Origin of the sequence: Flavobacterium galactosidilyticum (genome assembly GCF_020911945.1) — a bacterium.
GTDB lineage: Bacteria > Bacteroidota > Bacteroidia > Flavobacteriales > Flavobacteriaceae > Flavobacterium > Flavobacterium galactosidilyticum.
Genome location: NZ_CP087135.1, coordinates 3,197,501 through 3,219,500, shown reverse-complemented (window position 1 = coordinate 3,219,500; position 22,000 = coordinate 3,197,501). Strand labels below are relative to the sequence as shown.

The window sequence follows — 22,000 nt, the reverse complement described above, 5'->3', positions numbered from 1 at the left end:
TTTAGCCACCAATTCACCAATTTTCAAATTGTAAAATATAAAATCTCGTTTTGAATCATTTAGGTATTAAGAAAATTAAGACTTAATACGACTTGATTTCTAAATGTTTTTTATTTTAAAAATAAACAAAAAAGTTGTAGCTTTTTTTGACTACAACTTTTTTTATTGTATTTGCTACTCTTTGTGGGCACAGGCAAATGCCTGCGCTAACGTTTGTCTACATACTATAAATCCGAGCCATCTAGTTATTAAAGTACACTATGTTCTTATTCCTGAATTGATAATGCATTCAATGAATACAATACATTTGATAAAAAAATATCAACATAAGTAGTATCAATATTGTCATGTTCTGGGGTTGACCTTGGATAAATTAGTCCATAACTCTGAAACAATTCTTCTTTTAATTTTCCAATTTCAAATTGTAATTTTCTTGCTTTTAATGTTAGTGTATGCCAAGCGTTGATATCAGCTTTATTCATTCCTCTCAAAATATTTATTCTGTAAAGTCTAATATATTTCTCAAATTGGGTATTATAGCTATTTGCAGTTTTCTTTTTATCAAAATAATTTTTAACTGCCAAATCAATTTTACTGAAATAGTCAGGATTCTCAATTAAATAATTTAATGAATTCATTACTAAATTGTAAACACGTCCTGATTTTGAAACAATTGTATTCCCTTGTATATTATAACCAAGAGATTTTGCTTTTTCAATATCCGCAGCTACTCTATGCTGATTCATATGCCTATTGAGTACTATTGCTGATTCAGTTAATTTTAAACTTTTTCCATTTGATTTGTCGTAAATTTTATAGGGATCAAGATATGCATATACAAATGTTTTTCCATATAGTGTTTCTATATTGAAAGACTTATCAATCACTTGATCAATTACATTACGTGAATTTTTTGCTATTTCTTTTTCTAGTTTAGACTTGATATTAGTATATTCAATTTCAGTAGCAGTAGGTTCTATTAATTTAACTGGATATTCAATTTGATATTCAGTTAATTGAGTTATTAAATCTTGAACTTCTTTTTTGCTTGGTTTGTCACTTGAAAATTTTGATGACTCTACAACCACTTTATAGGATGTAAATCCAGCTGTGTATGAAGTACTACTCCTTGAGCGTTGAGTAGTTGTACTACTGAATGTAAAACCAATTTGTGAAAGATCGTTCTCAACCGAAACTATTAAGTATGAATTATTTTTTCGATCTTCCAAATATTTATTTAGTTTGCTTATAACTTGTGTTTTTAGTGAATCCCTATACTTTGAAAAATCATATTTAGCCTTGTAAATTGTTTTTTCAGAATAGTAAGGTCGCCTAAATTGAGGTAGAGGAATTTTAAGCTCTCCATTTTTCATATATTGTTTAAAGTCAAACGGCTTATTTATTGACTCTTCTATACGTGATAATTGTAATTCTAAACTCGTTATTTCTGGTGTCTTTGACAATTTAACAATTGTGGTGTCTTTAGTAACTGCTAATTCTTTGCTTTTAAAATCAACTAAATATTCTTTGTTAAATGTAATTTTTTCTATAGCTTCTTCAATTTGTGCGTTCCCTAAGGCAGATATCGTAATTGCAATTATTGTAAATATTTTTTTCATTCTTTCTCGTTTATATGATGAGGACTATATGTTGATATATTATTTTCGATATAATTCTGTATGACTTTAATAACATTATCTATAGCTTTCATCTTTAAATTTAAATATTCTGTAACAAAGTCAACGTCATTTAAAAAACGTATTTCTTCTCTTTGAATCGAACGTTTACCGCTTTTCTTTAATGTTCTTGGGACGATTCCTAAAAATAATTTTGAAGATGAATATTCGTATCTCAAATAATAAAAATTTGTAGAATCTTTTATATCAGAAAAAAGTAAAGCTTGTGAAGTATTAGAACTCCAAATATTTAATATATCAAATTCAATATTCCACTTGCCAAGAAGATTTCCTCTGTTTTTAATTTCATCAAAAGCTTCTTTAACAAAGCTATTCCTTACATCGACAAAATTTTTATAAATTTCGGCAGACTCTGTATAGTAATCTTTAATTATCTTTTGTATTTCATCTTTCATTTCCACATTAGTTGATTGATTCGTTAACTTTCTTATTAAATATGCATATTGGTTTAAAACTTCTCTCACCATTGGTTTATCAAAAGCTTCTTTTGCACAAGCTTCAATCCAATTTAAAATATGATTTTGATAAGAAATTATATCATATTCATTAAAATCCCCTTTACTATCCAATCCATCTAAAGTTAAATACAGAACTTTTGCATTAGTGTATTTTTCTTTATACCTCTTTAATTGATTTTTTTGTTCAGCGGCATAAATTTTATTTTCAATCACCAATTTTACACCTCCATTATCTTTTACAATTAGATCAATCCTTCCTCCTTCTGTTTTATCCTCATTAATTTTTCCAATATGTACTTCTTTCTGACAAATTGATGAATTACAATCTAAAATTAAATTTTGCAAAAATGAAATTTGATTTAAAAACAATTCCAAAGGTTTACTTCCTAATGAATGACTTCCTTTTGGATTTAACAACTCTCCAATTACGGCAGAATGTGTTCGAACTTCATCAGATTCCATTCCCATTATGGAGAAAATATTGAAATTTTCTCCAGAAAGTTCAGCATGTTTTTCATAAACTTTAATTGTGGAAGTAATTTTAGCTAATAATTGTGATAAGTTTTTCTCAACCATATATTTACATTGTTCTTATTAAACTTCCGTTTTCTTTTCTCACTTCTAATTTACCATTGCTTTTTGTTAATAAGATATCGTTTCCGTTAAATTTTGCATTAGTATTATTACTTGTAGAGATAGTGCGAACTAAAGCAGCATTTTCTTTCCGCAAAATAACTTGTCCTTTATCGTTAGTTATAACAATCAAACTGCCGTCATTTTTAATGTCGGCATTTACAACACCTGATGTTTGTATAATCCGAATTAGTGAACCATTTGATTTTCTTAATTCTAACTTACCGTTTACAATTTTTAATATGTTCATAGTTTTATAGTTTTTTATTTTGCCTACTCTATTTGGTTTTCGCCTTGCCCGTTTTTTAATACCCTCAAATATATAAATTAAAATGGCAAATATGTAATTATTTACTCACACAACATTTTGCACTTTGCACGTATGACAAAACAATACGTGGACAAAGAGTTACTCAACACCATTGCACTTGCACTGAAATCGCTCCGAGCAAGACAAAACGTATGACGAGCCAAATGAAAGGTTACTTTCTTTTCTTTCAAGCAGTCGATTTGTTCGGATATTCGCTTTAGGCTGTCATTACAAACTGTATTTGATGGTACGGGAAATACCTTTCCCTCCTTTGAGAACCCTGCATATTTCTCAATAATCATTTTTGGAATATCCAAGAGCATCACGTTTGATGATGTTGCCGTTTTCTTTCTGCGTACAATAATCCACTGGTTACCGTCAAAGAAATCTTGAATATTACTGTTTTTTAGACCTTTCATATCTGAATAAGAAAGCCCTGTAAAGCAACTGAAAACAAACGAATCTTTAACCAATTCGTCTTTCTTTTTCTCGCAGTTGAACGTTACGAGCTGTTCCAATTCATTCCTTAGCAAATAACCTCTGTCTTTGTCTTTTTTGGTATTCTTATACTCACTGAACGGATTGAAAGCAAGATGCTTTCTGCTCATTGCTAATCGGCAAAGTGTGGTAAATTCAATCATATACAGCCAAATAGTGTTGTGTGTCAAACTTTGGTCGTCACGCGGGTAATAATCAAAGTCCTGCACAAAATCAGATGTAAGGTCATTGAATGATAAGTCAGAGTAACCGTATTTTGTCAGTGCAAAATTGCGCAGGTGTTTTAGAAGTATTTTGTATTTACTGCGTGTACCATTTTCCCGAAGTCCGCTGTTTACTTTTTTCTCATAATCGGAAAGGAACTGTTCATAGAACTTGAAAAAGGTAAGTTCTCCGCTTTCCATACCGAGAAAGGCGTTTTTAAGTTTAGCACTGTTTACAGCCCCTCATTCTTCAGAATTTTAGAATAGCATTCGTCAATACCTGAAGGATTTTGTCAAGTTTGCTGTTTACCTCCTGGGCTTCTCGGCTCTTGCCTAAAACCCTGCCGTACTTCAAATCCCAATTTGTTGCGGAAATATCCAACTTGGTGCTGAATGCAGATTGTTTGCCGTTTACGGTAATCCTGCACATAACCGTAACTTTTCCGTTTTTCTTTGGGGCGTTCTTTTTAAGGTAGAACAGTACTTTAAACGTTGATTTTTTAGTCGTTCTCATACTCACAATTCTTAATGATAAAATTAAACTTATATGAGCTACAGAACAATATGAAAAACTAGGCAAAAAGTTGAAATACAGTATTTTGAAACGATTATTCTCAATGTTTAAAAGTAACGTTTTAGTAACCTTACTTTTGCAAAACCTCGCTTTTTACTGCTCGATAACTCATTACCAAAAAAAATACAAAACGGCTGTAAATCCTTTATTTACAACCGTTTTACCTGTTTTTAATCTTTGATGTATTTTTACTGAAAATTTATTTTAAAAATGGCGAAATTGTATTATTTCAAATTGTAAAAAATAAAATTAGTGAATTGGTGGCTAAGATAGTTTTTTGCGGTTTATTAATTTGTTGAGTTAATGAAAGCTAGTCTTTTTTAGTATTTTTGCCAACAAAACAATATAAAATGGTCGATACCGCTTACCTTAATTTTCTTGAAAATATACTGACTGACAACCGTAAAGAAAAATTCCTAAAAGTATTGGAAAATAGAACCAAGCATTTCACCATTGTTGTCGAAGATATTTTCCAGATGCATAATACCAGTGCGGTTATGCGTAGTTGTGAAGTTTTTGGGATTCAAGAATTGAATGTGATCGAGCAGCGTTATGGCAAAAGAATTGATAAGGAAATTGCTATGGGCGCTCAGAAATGGGTAGATATTAATGCTTTCGATAGTATTACGAATTGTGTAGATACTTTAAAGGATAAAGGCTACCAAATCATTGCCACTACTCCTCATGAAGGCGATTGCCTGATGGATGATTTTGATATTAGTAAACCAAGCGCTTTATTTTTTGGAACTGAAAGAGACGGTTTATCAGAAGAAATTATGAATCGTGCTGATGGTTTTCTAAAAATCCCAATGGTCGGTTTTACCGAAAGTTTGAATATTTCCGTTTCTGCTGCAATTCTTATTCAAAACTTGACGAATCGATTGCGCAATTCCAATATTGATTGGCATTTATCCAAAGATGAAATTTTAGAAAAAAGATTAGATTGGGCTAAAAAGTCTATCAAAGATATCAAAAGAATCGAAGAGCGTTATTTTTTGGATAATCCTAAATTAGTTCTATAAATCATATAGCATTTTTGCGCGTTCCTTGTCGATTGGTTTGTCTATCGGAATTTCTAAAAAATAATCCAATTGCCATTGTTGCGTTTTTTGAGCTTGCTTATTTAGAGTTTCATCCCAAGGCGGATAGACGCGAATTGCTCGTTTTCCTCCTATGTTATTTGTTGAAATAATCCCTTTATCATGAAGGACTGATTTTGGGAAAATAAATTGTCCAAGACGATTGTCTTTTCTAGTGCTAATAATAAATAGATTAATGCCGTCAGAAACATCGAAAGGTTGAATTGGGCCATTGTCAATTCTCTTCCATAAAGTTACAAATTGTCCTATTTTAGTTGGAGTGATTTTAGCAGAACGAAATAATACAGATTGATTATTTACTTGAAAAGAATGAGCTCCATATTCTGCGCTTTCTTTATCCTTTTGCAGATTCGTCCACTCAAAATTACAGATTTCGTAAAGATGTTCTTTTGCAAGGAGTAAATCGCTGTGAATTGTAATGCTATTTTTATTAATCATTTGTTTTAATTTTAAGATAGTTTTACTCTAATATTAGAGAATTTAAAGCTAAGTAGCTCTCAATATTTTTCATTTTACGCTCTTTGACCAAGTACTCACTTGAAGCAATTCTTCTTTGGTTTTATTTTTCTACTCCACTTTTGTGCAGTATGATGGATACAAGTAACCAATTGTCATTTTGAAATACGCTCGTACTGATTTTTTTTTAGTTCACACGGTTTTAAAAAAAAAAAGAATTGCACTAGGCTATTATGAGGACCTAGGCAATCTCATCTCGTATTTTTTTTAATTGGTTTTGTATCCGCTGGCCTGAACGTTTGTCGGCATTTGAGCTTCGCAACCTCGTTCTTTAGGCTAAGATAAAATTTATTAAGAAACCTAAAAGTGAATTTATTGCAAAATTCGCAATTTTGACAGAGGGCTCAGGTGAGATCGCTTTTTTTATTTAGAATGGTAAATCTTCCACTGATATTAAGTGTGTTTTTGTTCGATTGTAATTATCAGATAAAATTGCCCAACTAGTATTTACTTATCAATACCTTCAAAATATGCTTTTTTGTTTAAATTTTAGATTTAAATTTGAATCTAATTTTCTTTTGAATATATGAATTATCTAGTAGTTATGAATTGTTACAAACGACTGCCACAAATGATAAAGGTGAATTTGATTTTGGAGCGGTAGATTGTGATACTAAATATTACATCAAAACTGAAAAAGAAGAATACAATAAAGATGAAATTCCGACCATAATTGTAAATTATACCGGTAAAACCTTTGTTCCGATAACAATAGAAAAAACCTTGAAAAAAGTAACAATTGGAGACGATATTGCAAAAGCATTTGGCATAAAAACGATCTATTTTGATTTAAATAAATCAGATATTCGTCCGGATGCAGCTTTAGAATTGTCTAAAATTTTAGATGTAATGCTGCAAAATCCAACCATTAAAATAGATATTCGTTCGCATACAGATAGTAGGAATACTGCTGAATATAATGAGCGCTTATCAGAAAGAAGAGCAATTTCTAGTAAATCTTGGTTGATTAAAAATGGAATTAAGGGCTCTCGCTTATCAGCAAAAGGGTATGGTGAATATCAATTGGTCAATAAATGTGCAGATGGTGTCGCCTGTACTGAAGAAGAGCACCAATCAAACCGACGCAGTGAGTTTATCATTGTGTCCATACAATAGGATTTGGTCACTGGAAATTGTAAAAAGAGGCTATTAAAAATTTATGAAATAGCCTCTTTTTATATCTGGATATCCAAACGAAAACTATATATTAAGTTAAGTTGTATTTTTGCAATTAATTGATTATCAAAATATTAATTAGTTTCGTATTCAGAGCAGTATACCTTTTTCTCCTTCTTTTTTTATTGTGCCAAACTTCAATTTATTCAGAGATTTACAGTTTCAATTTGCTCTTTAGAATTAAGCTTGTTTCCATAAATCAATGATATACTTTTTTTGTTTCAAATTTTATTTTCCAGGAAACGTACTGCTCCAAAGTCCTCGGACTATTTACGCTATTTATATAACTGTGGAGCTGTAATGCCTAGTTTTCTGTTAAGTTCTTATATGTTTTTTTTATAGTAACTCAATTGGACAGCTCTCTTTAAAAGCTTTCTCATAAATTTTGTGGACTTGTTCCATAGATTAACATTAATATTACTTCTTAACTTTATGTTATGGCTAATTTAGTATGCCCATATAATGGATTATGCTAATTGCTCCTGAAAATGAGCGCAAAAAAAATCCCAACTACAAAAAAGTAATTGGGAAATTTAATTATTGAAAAAATAAAACGGTTATTATTTAACAATAACCCATTGTCCTGAAGCGATTAAGCTTTCGGCTTTTTTGTATTTCATTTCTTGTATTTGTCCGTTAGCCACGTTTTGAACGGTTACGTTATCATTACGATTGATTTTTGGCATATCTCTCGTGATCGTTTCAGTCACTTGGCGTGGTTGTGTTTGTCCCGCTTCGCGATTAGCTTCCTCACTACTAGGAATTTCGTCCTTATTTAGTTCGTAGTCTTCTCTTGGCGCAACGTCAATTGCTTCTTGAATTCTTTGATTTTCTTGTGCTGGTAAATCTCCTTTGAACAAGAATGAAATTACTTCTTTATTTACACTGTCAATCATACTTCTAAACAAATTAAATGCTTCTAATTTGTAAATAAGTAACGGATCTTTTTGTTCGTGAACGGCTAATTGAACAGATTGTTTCAATTCGTCCATTTTGCGCAAGTGTTTTTTCCAAGCTTCATCAACGATTGCTAATGTTATGTTTTTCTCGAAATCAGCAACTAATTGGGCTCCTTGAGTATCATAAGCTATTTTCAAATCAGTAACCACATTCAACGATTTGATTCCATCTGTAAACGGAACTACAATACGCTCAAATTGGTTGTTTTGATCTTCGTAAACACTTTTAATAATTGGGAACGCTTCTCTCGCGCTTCGTGCCGTTTTCTCTGTGTAATATTCTAATGTCGCTTTATATACTTTTCCAGTTAATTCGATTTCGTTCAGCTTATTGAATTCACTTTCAGTAACTGGTGAAGTGATAGAGAAATAACGAATCAATTCAAATTCGAAGTTTTTGAAATCATTTGCAACTTTATTATTTGCGATAATTACTTCGCAAGTATCATAAAGCATATTAGCAATATCCAGTTTCAAACGCTCTCCAAACAAAGCATGACGACGACGTTTGTAAATTACTTCACGTTGCGCATTCATAACATCATCGTATTCTAATAAACGCTTACGAACACCAAAGTTATTTTCCTCTACTTTTTTCTGCGCGCGCTCGATAGATTTTGTCATCATCGAGTGTTGAATCACTTCTCCTTCTTGCAATCCCATTCTGTCCATTACTTTGGCTACTCTTTCAGAACCAAACAAACGCATTAAGTTGTCTTCAAGAGAAACGTAAAACTGTGAGCTTCCTGGATCTCCTTGACGTCCTGCACGACCTCGTAATTGACGGTCAACACGACGAGAGTCATGACGTTCTGTACCTACAATAGCTAATCCACCAGCTGCTTTTACTTCAGCAGATAATTTAATATCGGTACCACGACCAGCCATGTTTGTTGCAATAGTAACTACTCCTGGTTTACCAGCTTCTTCAACAATTTGTGCTTCTTGTTTGTGCATTTTTGCATTCAAGACATTGTGTGTAACGCCTCTCATTTTCAACATTCGGCTCAATAATTCTGAAATCTCTACCGAAGTTGTTCCTATAAGTACTGGTCTTCCTGCTTTAGACAATTCGGTTACATCTTCAATAACGGCGTTGAATTTTTCACGAGTAGTTTTATAAATAAAATCCTCTTTATCTAATCGTGCCATTGGTCTGTTAGTAGGAATTTCTACAACATCTAATTTGTATATAGTCCATAACTCACCAGCTTCGGTAACAGCAGTTCCTGTCATTCCACCTAGTTTGTTGTACATTCTAAAGTAGTTTTGTAAAGTAACTGTTGCAAATGTTTGAGTAGCCGCTTCGATTTTTACATTTTCTTTAGCTTCAATCGCTTGGTGTAGTCCGTCAGAATAACGACGACCATCCATAATACGACCTGTTTGCTCATCTACAATCATGATTTTGTTTTCCATGATTACATATTCAACATCTTTTTCAAACAAAGTGTAGGCTTTCAAAAGCTGTGTCAATGTATGGATGCGCTCACTTTTTACTCCAAAATCTTGGAATAATTTTTCTTTCTCTTCTGCTTCAGTGTCTTTATCTAAATTTTTCTTTTCAATAGTAGCGATTTCTGTTCCAATATCTGGAAGTACGAAGAAATCAGCATCAGTATCTCCAGAAAGGTACATGATACCGTTGTCAGATAATTCTACTTGATTATTTTTTTCTTCGATAACAAAATACAATGCCTCATCAATCTTGTGCATTTCTCTTTTGTTATCCTGCATGTATTGGTTTTCAGTTTTTTGAAGCAATTGTTTAATTCCTTCTTCACTTAAAAACTTAATTAAAGCTTTGTTTTTTGGCAATGCTCTGTAAGCTCTTAGTAATTGGAAACCACCATCTTTAGTGTTTCCTTCTTTTATTAATTTTTTTGCTTCAGTTAAAAAACCGTTTGCTAGTTGACGTTGCAGCGCTACTAGGTTTTCGATTTTTGGTTTCATTTCGATAAATTCATGACGATCTCCCTGCGGAACTGGTCCAGAAATAATTAATGGTGTTCTAGCATCATCAATTAATACTGAATCGACCTCATCAACAATAGCATAGTTATGTTTTCTTTGAACTAAATCATTTGGCGAATGCGCCATATTATCTCTTAAGTAGTCAAAACCAAATTCGTTATTCGTTCCGTAAGTAATATCAGCATCATATGCTTTTCTTCTTTCGTCTGAATTAGGTTGGTAATTATCGATACATTCAACGGTCATACCATGGAATTCGAACAAAGGTGCTTTCCAAGTACTATCACGTTTTGCTAAATAGTCATTCACAGTAACTAAATGCACTCCGTTTCCAGTCAAAGCATTTAAGTAAAGTGGTAAAGTTGCTACTAATGTTTTTCCCTCACCAGTTTGCATCTCTGCTACTTTTCCTTCGTGAAGCACCATTCCGCCAATTAATTGTACGTCATAGTGAATCATGTCCCAAGTGATTTCTTTACCTGCAGCACTCCACGTATTACTCCAAACTGAGTTGTCTCCATCTAAAGTAATATAAGTTTTTGAAGCTGATAATTCACGGTCTTTAGGAGTTGCCGTAACTACAATTTGTGAATTGTCTTTAAAACGTCTTGCTGTTTCTTTAACTACAGCAAATGCTTCAGGAAGAATGTCCATCAACGTTTTTTCAGAAATATCATAAGCTTCTTTTTCTAGAGCATCAATAGCGATATAAATATCTTCTCTTTTGTCAATGTCAAGAATACTTTCTACTTCCTTCTTCAAGGCAGCAATTTTCGCATCTTTTTCAGAACGATCTTGTTTTATTTTTTCTTTGAAAAATGCAGTACGTCCTCTAAGTTCGTCATTGGTTAATGACATTAAAGGCTTTTCAAAAGTTTTAATTTTGTTAAGATAAGGTTGTAATGCTTTTACATCTTTCTGTGATTTATCACCAACAAAGACTTTAATAATGCTATTTATGAAACTCATGATATGATTTTATTTCTAATTGTGTAATTCTATTAATTAAAACCAAAAAAAAGCCTCTTTAGAGACTTTTTTATTGGTTTACCTTTTAATATTCATCCTCATTCCAAAGATAATCTTCGTCAGTAGGATAATCTGGCCATATTTCTTCCATTGATTCATATATCTCGCCTTCATCCTCTATAGATTGAAGGTTTTCTACTACTTCTAATGGAGCTCCTGCTCTAATAGCGTAGTCAATAAGTTCGTCTTTGTTAGCAGGCCACGGGGCATCGCTCAGGTAGGATGCTAATTCTAATGTCCAATACATTTGTTGTCGATTTAGTTTTGTGCAAAAATAAAATTTTTACTGACAGAGACAAGTAAAAAATGATTTATTTTTAGTTAAAGTTAAGAACGTTTAAATTCATTTCAGATTTTTGACTTTTGAATAACGATTTTTGATTTTTTTAATACATTTAAAATCAAAAATCGTTATTCCTTAATCTGAAATCTTACTTCCTCGGTATCCATTGAACTTCGTTAGCGTTCAAGTCATGAGACAACTTTCGTGCCAACACAAAAAGATAGTCAGAAAGTCGGTTTAAGTACATGATTGCGATCTCAGCAACAGGTTCATTATGGCTTAAATGGACCGCTAAACGTTCTGCACGACGACAAACACAACGTGCTATATGACAATATGACACAGTAGTGTGTCCACCAGGAAGTACGAAATGCGTCATTGGTGGTAATACTTCTTCCATGGCGTCAATTTCATTTTCTAATAATTCAATGTCAGATTCTATAATTCCTAATTTTTTCAATCGTAGCTCTCCATTTTTCATTACTTCTTTTTCAGGTGGCGTAGCAAGAATTGCACCTACGGTAAACAAACGATCTTGAATTTCGATTAAAATATCTTTATAGTGTGCATTCATATCTTGATCACGAATTAATCCTATATGTGAATTTAATTCGTCAACTGTTCCGTAACTTTCTATGCGGGCGTGATCTTTAGGGACGCGCGTTCCTCCAAAAAGAGCTGTTGTGCCTTTATCTCCTGTTTTTGTATATACTTTCATTGTGATTTTAGATTGTTTATTAACGATTTTAGACCTGAGCGATGGCTAACTAAGGAAGCATTGCAGATTTGATGTTATGAATAGAAAATCATAAATCTAATATCATAAATTTGATATTACTTATTTGTAGTGTCACTCTCAATTAAACCATCTCTCAAGCGGATGATTCTATGCGCATAAGCAGCAATTTCTTCCTCATGCGTTACCAGAATTACAGTATTTCCATTAGCGTGGATATCTCCAAAGAGTTTCATGATTTCAAGTGAAGTCTTGCTGTCAAGGTTTCCTGTAGGTTCATCGGCAAGAATAATAGATGGTTTGTTTACCAGAGCTCTAGCAATAGCAACACGCTGACGTTGTCCTCCTGACAGTTGGTTGGGTTGGTGATCCATTCTGTCCGCAAGATTTACTTGCTCAAGAACTTCGGTTGCTCTTTTACTTCGATCTGCTTTAGAAAAACCTGCATAAATCATGGGTAAAGCCACATTATCTAGTGCTGTTGTTCTTGGTAAAAGGTTGAATGTCTGGAAAACGAAACCTATTTCTTTATTTCTAATTTCGGCTAGTTCATCATCTTTCATCTGACTCACATCTTTTCCGTTTAAAATATAATTTCCGGATGTTGGTGTGTCTAAACAGCCTAATAAATTCATTAGTGTAGACTTTCCAGAGCCTGAAGGACCCATTAATGCTACATATTCGCCTTTGTTTATTTCTAAATCAATGCCTTTAAGCACATAAACGATTTCATTTCCTAGTACAAAATCTCTTTTGATATTCGTTATTTTTATAAGCGGGTTTGCCATTAGAATGTATGATTTTTAACCTGAGACGATGCTTAGGATGCTATTAATTCAGATTTTAAAAGTACAAAAACTTTTGAACTAACAGTAAGTAGACATTTTTAAAATTTGTTACACTATTAAAATAATGAAATCTAGCGTTTTCACTATTTCTCTTTCTTTAATGATAGATGGGCAATTGAAATTGCTTAAACAATACTTAAAATGCATGAAAAAAGCTTATACAATTAAATTGTAATTTTGTATAATTACTTCTCATTCACTGTTAATTTCACAATTATATTAATTAATTACATAATTATTGGTTATTTATTGAATATATAGCAATATCATTTACATTTGCTACATAATAATTAATCAAAACAAAATATTATGAAAAATACAAAATTAGTTTTAGGATTAGCCGTAATGACTATTGGATTTGCATCTTGTAAAGATGAGAAAGCAGAACAAGCAGAAAAGAAAATCGACTCTTATGTTACTTATGTAGATTCATTAGGTAATGTAGCTGAGGCTGAAGCAGAAGGTAATTGGAAAGCAATCGAATCTTCTTATGACATGAAAATTGTTGAAGCTGAAGCTGCAATTGCAGATGTCAAAGATAATACCACTGAACAAGCACGTATTGATGCAAGTAAAGCGAAATACGAAGCTTTGAAAATTAAAATGGAAGCTAAAAAAATGGCTGATGAAGCAGCTGCAGAACCAAGTAGCAAACAAAAAATTAGAAATGCTTTGTTTGGTGCTGGAAAAATTGGTGATGATATGAATTTTAGTTGGGTAAATGCAGCTAACATTCATAGTGTATATCAACAATTTATTCACACCGTAGAAAACAATAAAGATCAATATTCACGTGAAGATTGGGACGAGGTTAAAGCAATGTATGAAGCATTAGATAGCAGAAAAAATACTGTTGAAAAAGAAGGTCTTTCTTCTGAAGACAATAGAAAAATTGCTGGTTTAAAAATCAAATTTGCACCAATGTATACCTTAAATAGAATGGGAGCAAAATCAGAAGAAATGAATAAAGCTAAACAATAAGGGATTATTAGTTTAGGTGAAATATGACAGTCAGGGATGGCTGTCATATTTTTTTAAATTTGACTCGAATAATATAAAAATAGGCTATTTCACAAGAGGTGAACTAGCCTATTTTTATATTCATTACTTTTCAAAAAAGTAAATAAAAATTTAATCTGCTATTTTATAAATAGATGTAATTTCTTTAAATATAGCGTCAACATCAATATTCAAATCAATTAAATTTCCAGTGTGAATATCAAAAACCCATCCGTACACCTTTAGATTGCGCTGTCTGTTTGCTCTTTGAACTTCAGCAGTTTTTATCACGTTGATGCATTGTTCTTGAACATTAAGTTCAACTAGCCTTCTATATTTTTGCCCTTCATCTTCAATAGCATCGAGTTCATTTCTATGCAAACGAAATACATCGCGAATGTTTCTTAACCAAGGATTTAATATTCCCAAATCTGCTTGTTGCATAGCGGCGAGTACACCACCACAGCCGTAATGTCCACAAACTACAATGTGATTAACTTTTAAGCTGGTCACTGCGTAATTAATAACTGACATTGAATTAAGGTCCGTATTTGGGACCATGTTCGCAATATTTCGATGTACAAAAACTTGTCCGGGTTCTAGTCCCATAAGGTCTTCAGCAGAAACACGACTATCTGAACAACCTATATATAGGAATTCTGGAGTTTGTCCGTCGGAAAGCTTTTCAAAATACTTGTTGTCGCTCTGAAGCTTTTTTGCAATCCAATTTTTGTTATTCTCGAATATTTGTTTGATGTCCATATAGGTGTGTTTAGATTGCAAATATAATAATCTATACCCTAATGATGAAATGTTCTTTTGGTTGTTCTCGTCTAAAAAATACAAATCCCCATTGAAACGTGTCGATAGTTACCGTAACCTTTGGGTGTTTTTGTATGATTTTCCATGCTTCTTCCATTTCTTTAGACCAATGAATATCATCAAAGATCCATACTGTGTCGTTAGTAATTGTAGGGAGTAATGCTTCAAAATAGTCTAAAGTAGCTTGCTTCTGGTGATTTCCATCAAAATAAATTAGGTCGAAAAATTGACTTTTAAGCTTGGTGTTTTTTAAATAGGCACTGAATTCCGTATTTATAAATTTAACAGTTGCACAATTAATTGTTTGTAATTGATTTTTTGCAATTCCTATCGTATTTTCGCAACCTTCTAAGGTAGTTATTTCGGAATTTTTATTCCCTAACGAGAGGGCAGCGGTTGCCAATCCTAAGGATGTACCAATTTCTAGAATGTGTTTGGGTTGAAAATAATTGGTAACTCTAAATAGCAATTCAGCTCTTTTTGAACTTATTCCAGCTGTCTCAGCAATTTTTGAAATTTCTCTACTGTTGGATTTAAAAACTTTGGAGCCAGCACCAAAATCAGTTACTTCAATAGTATTTTTATTTTCTAGAAGTGATTTTCGATATTTTTTCAAGACCAGATATTCGTGTTTGGACTTTTTATCATAAAAACATTTTGTAATCAATGTAAACACAAACGGAGAATGTACTGCATGTTCGTTTTTTGATAGCCAAAGAAATTTTAAGTAGGACTTTATTTGGAATAGCATAGTTTTTTTAAGCTTCAAGGGGTAAAGATACAAAGTTTAGGAGTTAATGTGAGTTGCGTTTTTAAAGTTTAAAAGATAGATGTCAGTTCAAAAATTAAGTCACTTCAAAAAAACTATCTTTGCGCTCTTAAAAATCAATAGTTATATAATTTCAGCAGATGATGAACGAAGAACAAGTACATGAAGGAGTAATCACCTCGGAAGAAATTAACCGTTGTATTGAAATTCTCTCTCAATTAAATACGGATACCGATCAGATATTTGATATTCCAAAACAACAAAGAACAGCGTTAATCAAAGCCGCAGGTCAATTTTCAAGACCCGATCGTGACGAACTTTCTCGTAGAAAAAAAGATGGAAAAGCAGTTGCGAAACGCAAAAAAGAAAAGCAAGATAGAACGGCACGTAAAGAAACAGGAATTCGTTATGCTCGTGAAGCAAGTGTTTTTGTTGCACCAAAATTATTAGCTTTTAATGAACTTAATAGTAAAGAGCAACTGGAGCTAGAAACACCTAGAAATTGTTACGTATGTAAAACTTCGTATAGTAAAATGCACCATTTTTACGACACGATGTGTACTGATTGTGGTGATTTTAATTACGCCAAACGCTTTCAAACAGCCAATGTCAAAGGGCAAGTGGCTATTATCACTGGATCCCGATTAAAAATTGGGTATCATATTACATTGATGTTGTTGCGTGGTGGAGCAACTGTTATAGCAACCACTCGTTTTCCAGTAGATTCTGCTTTACGTTTTGGTAAAGAGCCAGATTTTATGGATTGGGGACACCGTTTGAAAATTCACGGATTAGATTTACGACATATTCCTAGTGTCGAAATCTTCTGTAATTTTATTGACCAAAAGTATGACCGATTAGACATTCTAATCAATAATGCGGCGCAAACAGTACGACGTCCCGCCGGATTTTATACGCATATGATGGAAAACGAAGAACGTGCTATAGCAGATTTGCCAAAGCAGGCGCAAGAATTATTGTTAGATCATACGAATTGTTTGGAGGAATTAAAAGTGTTGACATCGGGAGTATCTTCTAATCAAAATATGCCAGTAACTTGGCACGGACCGGAACCTGGAATAGGGTTACGGGCTTCTGCCAAATTATCGCAGATTCCGTATTCATTTGATAATGCATTGGTGGCGAACGAAGTTTTCCCGGAAGGAGAACTCGATGCCGACTTGCAGCAAGTAGATTTGCGAAAAACCAACAGTTGGCGTTTGAAATTAGGCCAAATAGAAACTACCGAAATGATCGAAGTACAATTGGTGAATTCTGTAGCACCGTTTGTATTGTGTAATCGACTTTCGGAAGTGATGAAAAAGGATAATACGGGTCAAAAGCATATTATAAATGTTTCAGCAATGGAAGGCAAGTTTCATCGCTTTTTTAAAGAAGCGCGTCATCCACATACTAATATGGCCAAAGCGGCCTTGAACATGCTTACTCATACTGCTGCAGGAGAATTGGCGAAAGCCGGAATTTTCATGAATGCAGTTGATACGGGCTGGGTGACTGATGAAGATCCAGCAGAATTAGCCAAAAGAAAACAAGAAGAAGAAGATTTCCAACCTCCTTTAGATATTGTGGATGGCGCAGCGCGTGTAATGGATCCTTTATTTGACGGCATAAACACAGGAAAACATTGGTGTGGGAAATTTTTAAAAGACTATAATCCGATACCTTGGTAGAGGTTTGAGTTTTATATCAAAAAAGCCACTACAAAATAAAATTTTGTAGTGGCTTTTAAAAAGTTTAGTGTTTAAGGAAAACTGCGACTGAACACTGAGTGCTAATTTTATCCCTCCATTTTGGCACTCAACTCAAACCAACGTTCTTCTTTTGCTTCTATTTTGTTTATGATATTTTGCAATTCATTTGCTTTCTTTTCGATGCTGTCATCAGCTACTTTCCCATCAGCAAAAAGTTGTTCTATCAAAATCTTTTGAGCTTCTAATTCCTTTATTTCCTTTTCTGTTTTCTGATATTCTTTTTGCTCGTTGAAAGTCAAATTTCCTGTAGGATTATTTTGTTTCCAATCTTTTTTCTCCGCTTTATTTTCTTCCTTTTGAGCTACATCAGCACTGTCTTCATAAGCTCTAAAATCGGAATAGTTCCCAGGGAAATTTTCTACAACTCCTTGTCCTCTAAAAATAAACAAGTGATCCACAATTTTATCCATGAAATAACGGTCGTGCGAAACTACCAAAAGGCATCCAGGATAATCCAAAAGGAAGCTTTCTAGAACGTTTAAGGTTACGATATCCAAATCGTTTGTTGGCTCATCCAAAATCAAAAAGTTCGGGTTCTGAATCAAAACGGTACACAAGTACAGACGTTTTAATTCTCCACCACTCAAGCGATCTACAAAATCGTATTGTTTTTTGGCATCAAAAAGAAAACGCTCTAATAATTGCGAAGCTGAAATTAATTTTCCTTTCATCAAAGGAATAAATTCCCCATATTCCTTAATAACGTCAATTACACGTTGTCCAGGTTTCGGGTTGATTCCACTTTGAGTATAATACCCTAATTTTATAGTTTCACCAATTACTACTTTTCCGCTATCAAGTGGTAAAGTTCCTGTCAATAAGTTTAAAAAAGTCGATTTTCCAGTTCCGTTTTTTCCAATGATTCCAATGCGTTCTCCTGGTTGAAAGTCAAAACTGAAATTATCCATGATTACATGATCCTTGAATTTTTTGGAAATTTTGTGAAGCTCTATAATCTTGCTTCCCATACGCTCCATATTTATTTCAAGCTCTACTTTATTCTCGCGACGACGACTTTGTGCCTTTTCCTTGATATCGTAAAAATCATCTTGACGCGATTTCGATTTAGTCGTTCTCGCTTTGGGTTGGCGACGCATCCATTCTAATTCTTTTACAAAAAGGTTTTGCGCTTTATCCACACTCGCGTTTTCAGATGCAATGCGTTCCTCTTTTTTCTCTAAATAGTATGAGTAATTTCCTTTGTAGTTGTATAATTTTCCATTATCAAGTTCAATGATTTCGTTACAAACACGTTCTAAAAAGAAACGGTCGTGCGTAACCATAAACAAAGTAATGTTTTCTTTAGCAAAATAACTTTCTAACCATTCAATCATCTCTAAATCCAGGTGATTCGTAGGTTCATCCAGAATTAATAAATCAGGACGATTAATTAAAATAATAGCCAATGACAAACGTTTTTTCTGTCCACCCGAAAGATTTTTTACTTTCAGTTTAAAGTCTTCCAACTTCAATTTGAACAAAATTTGTTTGTATTGCGTTTCAAAATCCCAGGCATTATGCTGATCCATTCCGTCAAAAGCTTTTTGATACGCTTCTTCATCTTCAGGATTTTCTAATGCTTTTTCATAGGCTTCAATAACTTTCAGAATTTCGTTATCCGAAGCGAAAATGCTTTCTTCAATGGTTAGTTCATCTTGCAAATTGTTATTTTGCGATAGGAAAGCCATTCTAATTCCTTTTCTCAAAACCACTTGGCCAGTATCTGATTCTTCCAAACCATTAATGATACTCATAATTGTAGTTTTTCCAGAGCCATTTTTGGCTATAAAGGCAATTTTTTGGTCTTTGTTAATTCCAAAAGAAATGTTTTCAAAAAGTGTTCTTTCTCCAAAAGACTTGGATATATTTTCAACTGATAAGTAATTCACAATGCTAATTTTTTTGCAAAAGTAAGCTATTAAATGACTAATAGCGAATTGTTTATTTTAATATGATTTTTCTAAAGGATATACTAAGATATTTTGCTGAAAACATACTTGAATTTGCTCAAGATTTTCCTTTGTCTTGACTCGTTTAATATTTCTACCTTATATAATAACCAAAATAGTAACAGTCAAAGCTATTCGTTACGATTAAGTTTTAATTTTTTTTGGCGTTTCCCTTTATAAAAGAGCCTTTATTACTTTTTTTAGTAATAGCTGTTCTTTTATAGATTGTTGGGGGATTGGCTGCAAGTCCTTGTCAAGTTTGGTTCTGCTTCGCTTATCTATTGCTTTTCTAATCCTAATGCGATTCTGTATTTAAAATCAGGGCTTATTGTTATTATTTAAAAATCACGATCATTCCTATATATAAGGTATAGAGATAAAACTTAAATTAATTATGCTCAATCATCGCTGATGGTTTCAGCCTTGGTCTGATCTACGGTTGGATTTCGTAGTAATAAGCGTTCTGGTACTTCCTATAAAAAGCGATACATGTACTCCCTAGATATAGTAGGTATAAGAAGAAGCATAGGAGCGTGCCTAAAACAGGAACAACCAAATCAATCAAAAGACCCTACGGGGCTAGTTATTGCGTTATTTGAGTTACTCTATTTAAACGCTAGCAATGATTAAGAAAAAACTTTTCACTTCAAGCTTCACGTTTAGAGCGGGTTAAAAAAAATGTTTTAAAATTTTTTAAAAAAGCGCTTAAAAAGTATTGAATAGTGGTTTAAACTCGCTACTTTTGCACCCGCAACAACGCAGGCGTTCTTTAAAATACTGACAAGCACATCAAATTAAGATTAGAAATTATTTTCTAAAAAAGATTTAAAAAAGCTTGTGAGATTCGAAAGTCCTTACTACATTTGCACCCCGCAAAACAAGCAAAGTTCCTTGACAGATTGATAAGAAAACCAGAAGAAAAGAGGGATAAAATTTCTCAAAAAAAACTTCAAATTTTTCTTGCCAGTTAAGAAAACAAGTTTTACTTTTGCAGCCGCTTCCAGAGACACACCATGTGAGTTGAACGAGGCGAAAAAAAAAACAAGAAGAACACGTTCCTAGACATATTGAATTGACAGCCGTCACGCTAACAAGCGTGACACAAGAATAAGAGTAATAGAATCGAAAGATTTGAATAACACCGATAGAATTGGAGTCGCATAATAATAGTCAAGCTTAGCTTGACGCACAATATACGATGAAGAGTTTGATCCTGGCTCAGGATGAACGCTAGCGGCAGGCTTAACACATGCAAGTCGAGGGGTATAGGTTTTCGGACCTAGAGACCGGCGCACGGGTGCGTAACGCGTATGCAATCTACCTTTTACAGCGGGATAGCCCAGAGAAATTTGGATTAATACCGCATAGTATAGCAGTTTCGCATGAGACCACTATTAAAGTCACAACGGTAAAAGATGAGCATGCGTCCCATTAGTTAGTTGGTAAGGTAACGGCTTACCAAGACTACGATGGGTAGGGGTCCTGAGAGGGAGATCCCCCACACTGGTACTGAGACACGGACCAGACTCCTACGGGAGGCAGCAGTGAGGAATATTGGACAATGGGCGCAAGCCTGATCCAGCCATGCCGCGTGCAGGATGACGGTCCTATGGATTGTAAACTGCTTTTATACGAGAAGAAACACTACTTCGTGAAGTAGCTTGACGGTATCGTAAGAATAAGGATCGGCTAACTCCGTGCCAGCAGCCGCGGTAATACGGAGGATCCAAGCGTTATCCGGAATCATTGGGTTTAAAGGGTCCGTAGGCGGTTTAGTAAGTCAGTGGTGAAAGCCCATCGCTCAACGGTGGAACGGCCATTGATACTGCTAGACTTGAATTATTAGGAAGTAACTAGAATATGTAGTGTAGCGGTGAAATGCTTAGAGATTACATGGAATACCAATTGCGAAGGCAGGTTACTACTAATGGATTGACGCTGATGGACGAAAGCGTGGGTAGCGAACAGGATTAGATACCCTGGTAGTCCACGCCGTAAACGATGGATACTAGCTGTTGGGCGCAAGTTCAGTGGCTAAGCGAAAGTGATAAGTATCCCACCTGGGGAGTACGTTCGCAAGAATGAAACTCAAAGGAATTGACGGGGGCCCGCACAAGCGGTGGAGCATGTGGTTTAATTCGATGATACGCGAGGAACCTTACCAAGGCTTAAATGTAGATTGACCGGTTTGGAAACAGACTTTTCGCAAGACAATTTACAAGGTGCTGCATGGTTGTCGTCAGCTCGTGCCGTGAGGTGTCAGGTTAAGTCCTATAACGAGCGCAACCCCTGTTGTTAGTTGCCAGCGAGTCATGTCGGGAACTCTAACAAGACTGCCAGTGCAAACTGTGAGGAAGGTGGGGATGACGTCAAATCATCACGGCCCTTACGCCTTGGGCTACACACGTGCTACAATGGCCGGTACAGAGAGCAGCCACTGGGCGACCAGGAGCGAATCTACAAAACCGGTCACAGTTCGGATCGGAGTCTGCAACTCGACTCCGTGAAGCTGGAATCGCTAGTAATCGGATATCAGCCATGATCCGGTGAATACGTTCCCGGGCCTTGTACACACCGCCCGTCAAGCCATGGAAGCTGGGGGTGCCTGAAGTCGGTGACCGCAAGGAGCTGCCTAGGGTAAAACTGGTAACTAGGGCTAAGTCGTAACAAGGTAGCCGTACCGGAAGGTGCGGCT

General features: G+C 34.2%; 17 protein-coding genes and 1 rRNA gene (1 of these 18 only partly in view). 5 read left to right on the top strand and 13 right to left on the bottom strand.

The window, feature by feature from the left end; genetic code table 11:
- Positions 1-266: 266 nt before the first annotated feature.
- From LNP27_RS13840 to LNP27_RS15355, 5 genes are all read right to left on the bottom strand, one after another.
- Positions 267-1,619: a hypothetical protein gene (locus tag LNP27_RS13840; protein ID WP_229942228.1), complete on the bottom strand. Its 1,353-nt coding sequence runs from the start codon at positions 1,617-1,619 to the stop codon at positions 267-269.
- Complete coding sequence (locus LNP27_RS13835) at positions 1,616-2,731, bottom strand: PDDEXK-like family protein (RefSeq protein ID WP_229942227.1); 1,116 nt, start codon at positions 2,729-2,731, stop codon at positions 1,616-1,618. The genes LNP27_RS13840 and LNP27_RS13835 overlap by 4 nt, the downstream gene beginning before the upstream one ends.
- Before the next feature lie 4 nt (positions 2,732-2,735).
- A complete protein-coding gene (locus LNP27_RS13830; protein WP_229942226.1) occupies positions 2,736-3,038 on the bottom strand; it encodes a hypothetical protein in 303 nt (100 codons plus the stop codon).
- Between the two features lie 101 nt (positions 3,039-3,139).
- Positions 3,140-4,000, bottom strand: coding sequence for a site-specific integrase (locus LNP27_RS15310; RefSeq protein ID WP_229942225.1), 861 nt, complete (start codon positions 3,998-4,000; stop codon positions 3,140-3,142).
- Between the two features lie 49 nt (positions 4,001-4,049).
- A complete protein-coding gene (locus LNP27_RS15355; RefSeq protein ID WP_229942224.1) occupies positions 4,050-4,313 on the bottom strand; it encodes an Arm DNA-binding domain-containing protein in 264 nt (87 codons plus the stop codon).
- 410 nt (positions 4,314-4,723) lie between these two features.
- On the opposite strand from LNP27_RS15355, the gene LNP27_RS13815 reads away from it, so the two are divergent.
- Positions 4,724-5,395, top strand: coding sequence for a TrmH family RNA methyltransferase (locus tag LNP27_RS13815; protein WP_229942223.1), 672 nt, complete (start codon positions 4,724-4,726; stop codon positions 5,393-5,395).
- Here the strand turns inward: LNP27_RS13815 and LNP27_RS13810 are convergent.
- On the bottom strand, positions 5,390-5,911 hold the full coding sequence (locus tag LNP27_RS13810) for a MepB family protein (RefSeq protein WP_229942222.1): 522 nt from the start codon (positions 5,909-5,911) through the stop codon (positions 5,390-5,392). The genes LNP27_RS13815 and LNP27_RS13810 overlap by 6 nt on opposite strands.
- A 627-nt stretch (positions 5,912-6,538) precedes the next feature.
- Between LNP27_RS13810 and LNP27_RS13805 the strand changes: the two genes are divergently transcribed.
- A complete protein-coding gene (locus LNP27_RS13805; RefSeq protein WP_229942221.1) occupies positions 6,539-7,105 on the top strand; it encodes an OmpA family protein in 567 nt (188 codons plus the stop codon).
- 620 nt (positions 7,106-7,725) lie between these two features.
- On the opposite strand, the gene secA is transcribed toward LNP27_RS13805, so the two are convergent.
- The 4 genes from secA to LNP27_RS13785 form a co-directional block, all read right to left on the bottom strand.
- Complete coding sequence (gene secA, locus LNP27_RS13800) at positions 7,726-11,067, bottom strand: preprotein translocase subunit SecA (RefSeq protein ID WP_229942220.1); 3,342 nt, start codon at positions 11,065-11,067, stop codon at positions 7,726-7,728.
- Between the two features lie 85 nt (positions 11,068-11,152).
- Complete coding sequence (locus LNP27_RS13795) at positions 11,153-11,374, bottom strand: DUF2795 domain-containing protein (RefSeq protein WP_007138072.1); 222 nt, start codon at positions 11,372-11,374, stop codon at positions 11,153-11,155.
- Between the two features lie 184 nt (positions 11,375-11,558).
- On the bottom strand, positions 11,559-12,128 hold the full coding sequence (locus tag LNP27_RS13790) for a cob(I)yrinic acid a,c-diamide adenosyltransferase (RefSeq protein WP_229942219.1): 570 nt from the start codon (positions 12,126-12,128) through the stop codon (positions 11,559-11,561).
- A 116-nt stretch (positions 12,129-12,244) separates the two neighbouring features.
- Positions 12,245-12,934 carry an ABC transporter ATP-binding protein gene (locus LNP27_RS13785; RefSeq protein ID WP_229942218.1) on the bottom strand — a complete coding sequence of 230 codons (690 nt, stop codon included), beginning with the start codon at positions 12,932-12,934 and terminating at the stop codon, positions 12,245-12,247.
- Between the two features lie 369 nt (positions 12,935-13,303).
- Between LNP27_RS13785 and LNP27_RS13780 the strand changes: the two genes are divergently transcribed.
- A complete protein-coding gene (locus LNP27_RS13780; RefSeq protein WP_229942217.1) occupies positions 13,304-13,975 on the top strand; it encodes a DUF6565 domain-containing protein in 672 nt (223 codons plus the stop codon).
- Positions 13,976-14,125: 150 nt separating this feature from the next.
- Here LNP27_RS13780 and LNP27_RS13775 read toward each other — a convergent pair whose 3' ends face one another.
- On the bottom strand, positions 14,126-14,755 hold the full coding sequence (locus LNP27_RS13775; protein WP_229942216.1) for a carbonic anhydrase: 630 nt from the start codon (positions 14,753-14,755) through the stop codon (positions 14,126-14,128).
- A gap of 31 nt (positions 14,756-14,786) precedes the next feature.
- A complete protein-coding gene (locus LNP27_RS13770) occupies positions 14,787-15,566 on the bottom strand; it encodes an O-methyltransferase (protein WP_229942215.1) in 780 nt (259 codons plus the stop codon).
- A 161-nt stretch (positions 15,567-15,727) separates the two neighbouring features.
- Here LNP27_RS13770 and LNP27_RS13765 point away from each other — a divergent pair, with 161 nt between their 5' ends.
- Complete coding sequence (locus tag LNP27_RS13765; RefSeq protein WP_428979022.1) at positions 15,728-17,275, top strand: SDR family NAD(P)-dependent oxidoreductase; 1,548 nt, start codon at positions 15,728-15,730, stop codon at positions 17,273-17,275.
- A 107-nt stretch (positions 17,276-17,382) separates the two neighbouring features.
- Here LNP27_RS13765 and LNP27_RS13760 read toward each other — a convergent pair whose 3' ends face one another.
- Positions 17,383-19,245, bottom strand: a complete 1,863-nt coding sequence (locus LNP27_RS13760) for an ABC-F family ATP-binding cassette domain-containing protein (RefSeq protein ID WP_229942213.1) — start codon at positions 19,243-19,245, stop codon at positions 17,383-17,385.
- Between the two features lie 1,255 nt (positions 19,246-20,500).
- Between LNP27_RS13760 and LNP27_RS13755 the strand changes: the two genes are divergently transcribed.
- Positions 20,501-22,000, top strand: a 16S ribosomal RNA gene (locus tag LNP27_RS13755); it runs 14 nt beyond the window's last position.

What these genes read in the sequence shown, in the direction of transcription:
- LNP27_RS13840 (WP_229942228.1), bottom strand. Translation starts at nt 1,619, where the DNA reads ATGAAAAAAATATTTACAATAATTGCAATTACGATATCTGCCTTAGGG.
- LNP27_RS13835 (WP_229942227.1), bottom strand. Translation starts at nt 2,731, where the DNA reads ATGGTTGAGAAAAACTTATCACAATTATTAGCTAAAATTACTTCCACA.
- LNP27_RS13780 (WP_229942217.1), top strand. Translation starts at nt 13,304, where the DNA reads ATGAAAAATACAAAATTAGTTTTAGGATTAGCCGTAATGACTATTGGA.
- LNP27_RS13810 (WP_229942222.1), bottom strand. Translation starts at nt 5,911, where the DNA reads ATGATTAATAAAAATAGCATTACAATTCACAGCGATTTACTCCTTGCA.
- LNP27_RS15310 (WP_229942225.1), bottom strand. Translation starts at nt 4,000, where the DNA reads ATGGAAAGCGGAGAACTTACCTTTTTCAAGTTCTATGAACAGTTCCTT.
- LNP27_RS13815 (WP_229942223.1), top strand. Translation starts at nt 4,724, where the DNA reads ATGGTCGATACCGCTTACCTTAATTTTCTTGAAAATATACTGACTGAC.
- secA (WP_229942220.1), bottom strand. Translation starts at nt 11,067, where the DNA reads ATGAGTTTCATAAATAGCATTATTAAAGTCTTTGTTGGTGATAAATCA.
- LNP27_RS13795 (WP_007138072.1), bottom strand. Translation starts at nt 11,374, where the DNA reads ATGTATTGGACATTAGAATTAGCATCCTACCTGAGCGATGCCCCGTGG.
- LNP27_RS13775 (WP_229942216.1), bottom strand. Translation starts at nt 14,755, where the DNA reads ATGGACATCAAACAAATATTCGAGAATAACAAAAATTGGATTGCAAAA.
- LNP27_RS13765 (WP_428979022.1), top strand. Translation starts at nt 15,728, where the DNA reads ATGAACGAAGAACAAGTACATGAAGGAGTAATCACCTCGGAAGAAATT.
- LNP27_RS15355 (WP_229942224.1), bottom strand. Translation starts at nt 4,313, where the DNA reads ATGAGAACGACTAAAAAATCAACGTTTAAAGTACTGTTCTACCTTAAA.
- LNP27_RS13770 (WP_229942215.1), bottom strand. Translation starts at nt 15,566, where the DNA reads ATGCTATTCCAAATAAAGTCCTACTTAAAATTTCTTTGGCTATCAAAA.
- LNP27_RS13785 (WP_229942218.1), bottom strand. Translation starts at nt 12,934, where the DNA reads ATGGCAAACCCGCTTATAAAAATAACGAATATCAAAAGAGATTTTGTA.
- LNP27_RS13790 (WP_229942219.1), bottom strand. Translation starts at nt 12,128, where the DNA reads ATGAAAGTATATACAAAAACAGGAGATAAAGGCACAACAGCTCTTTTT.
- LNP27_RS13830 (WP_229942226.1), bottom strand. Translation starts at nt 3,038, where the DNA reads ATGAACATATTAAAAATTGTAAACGGTAAGTTAGAATTAAGAAAATCA.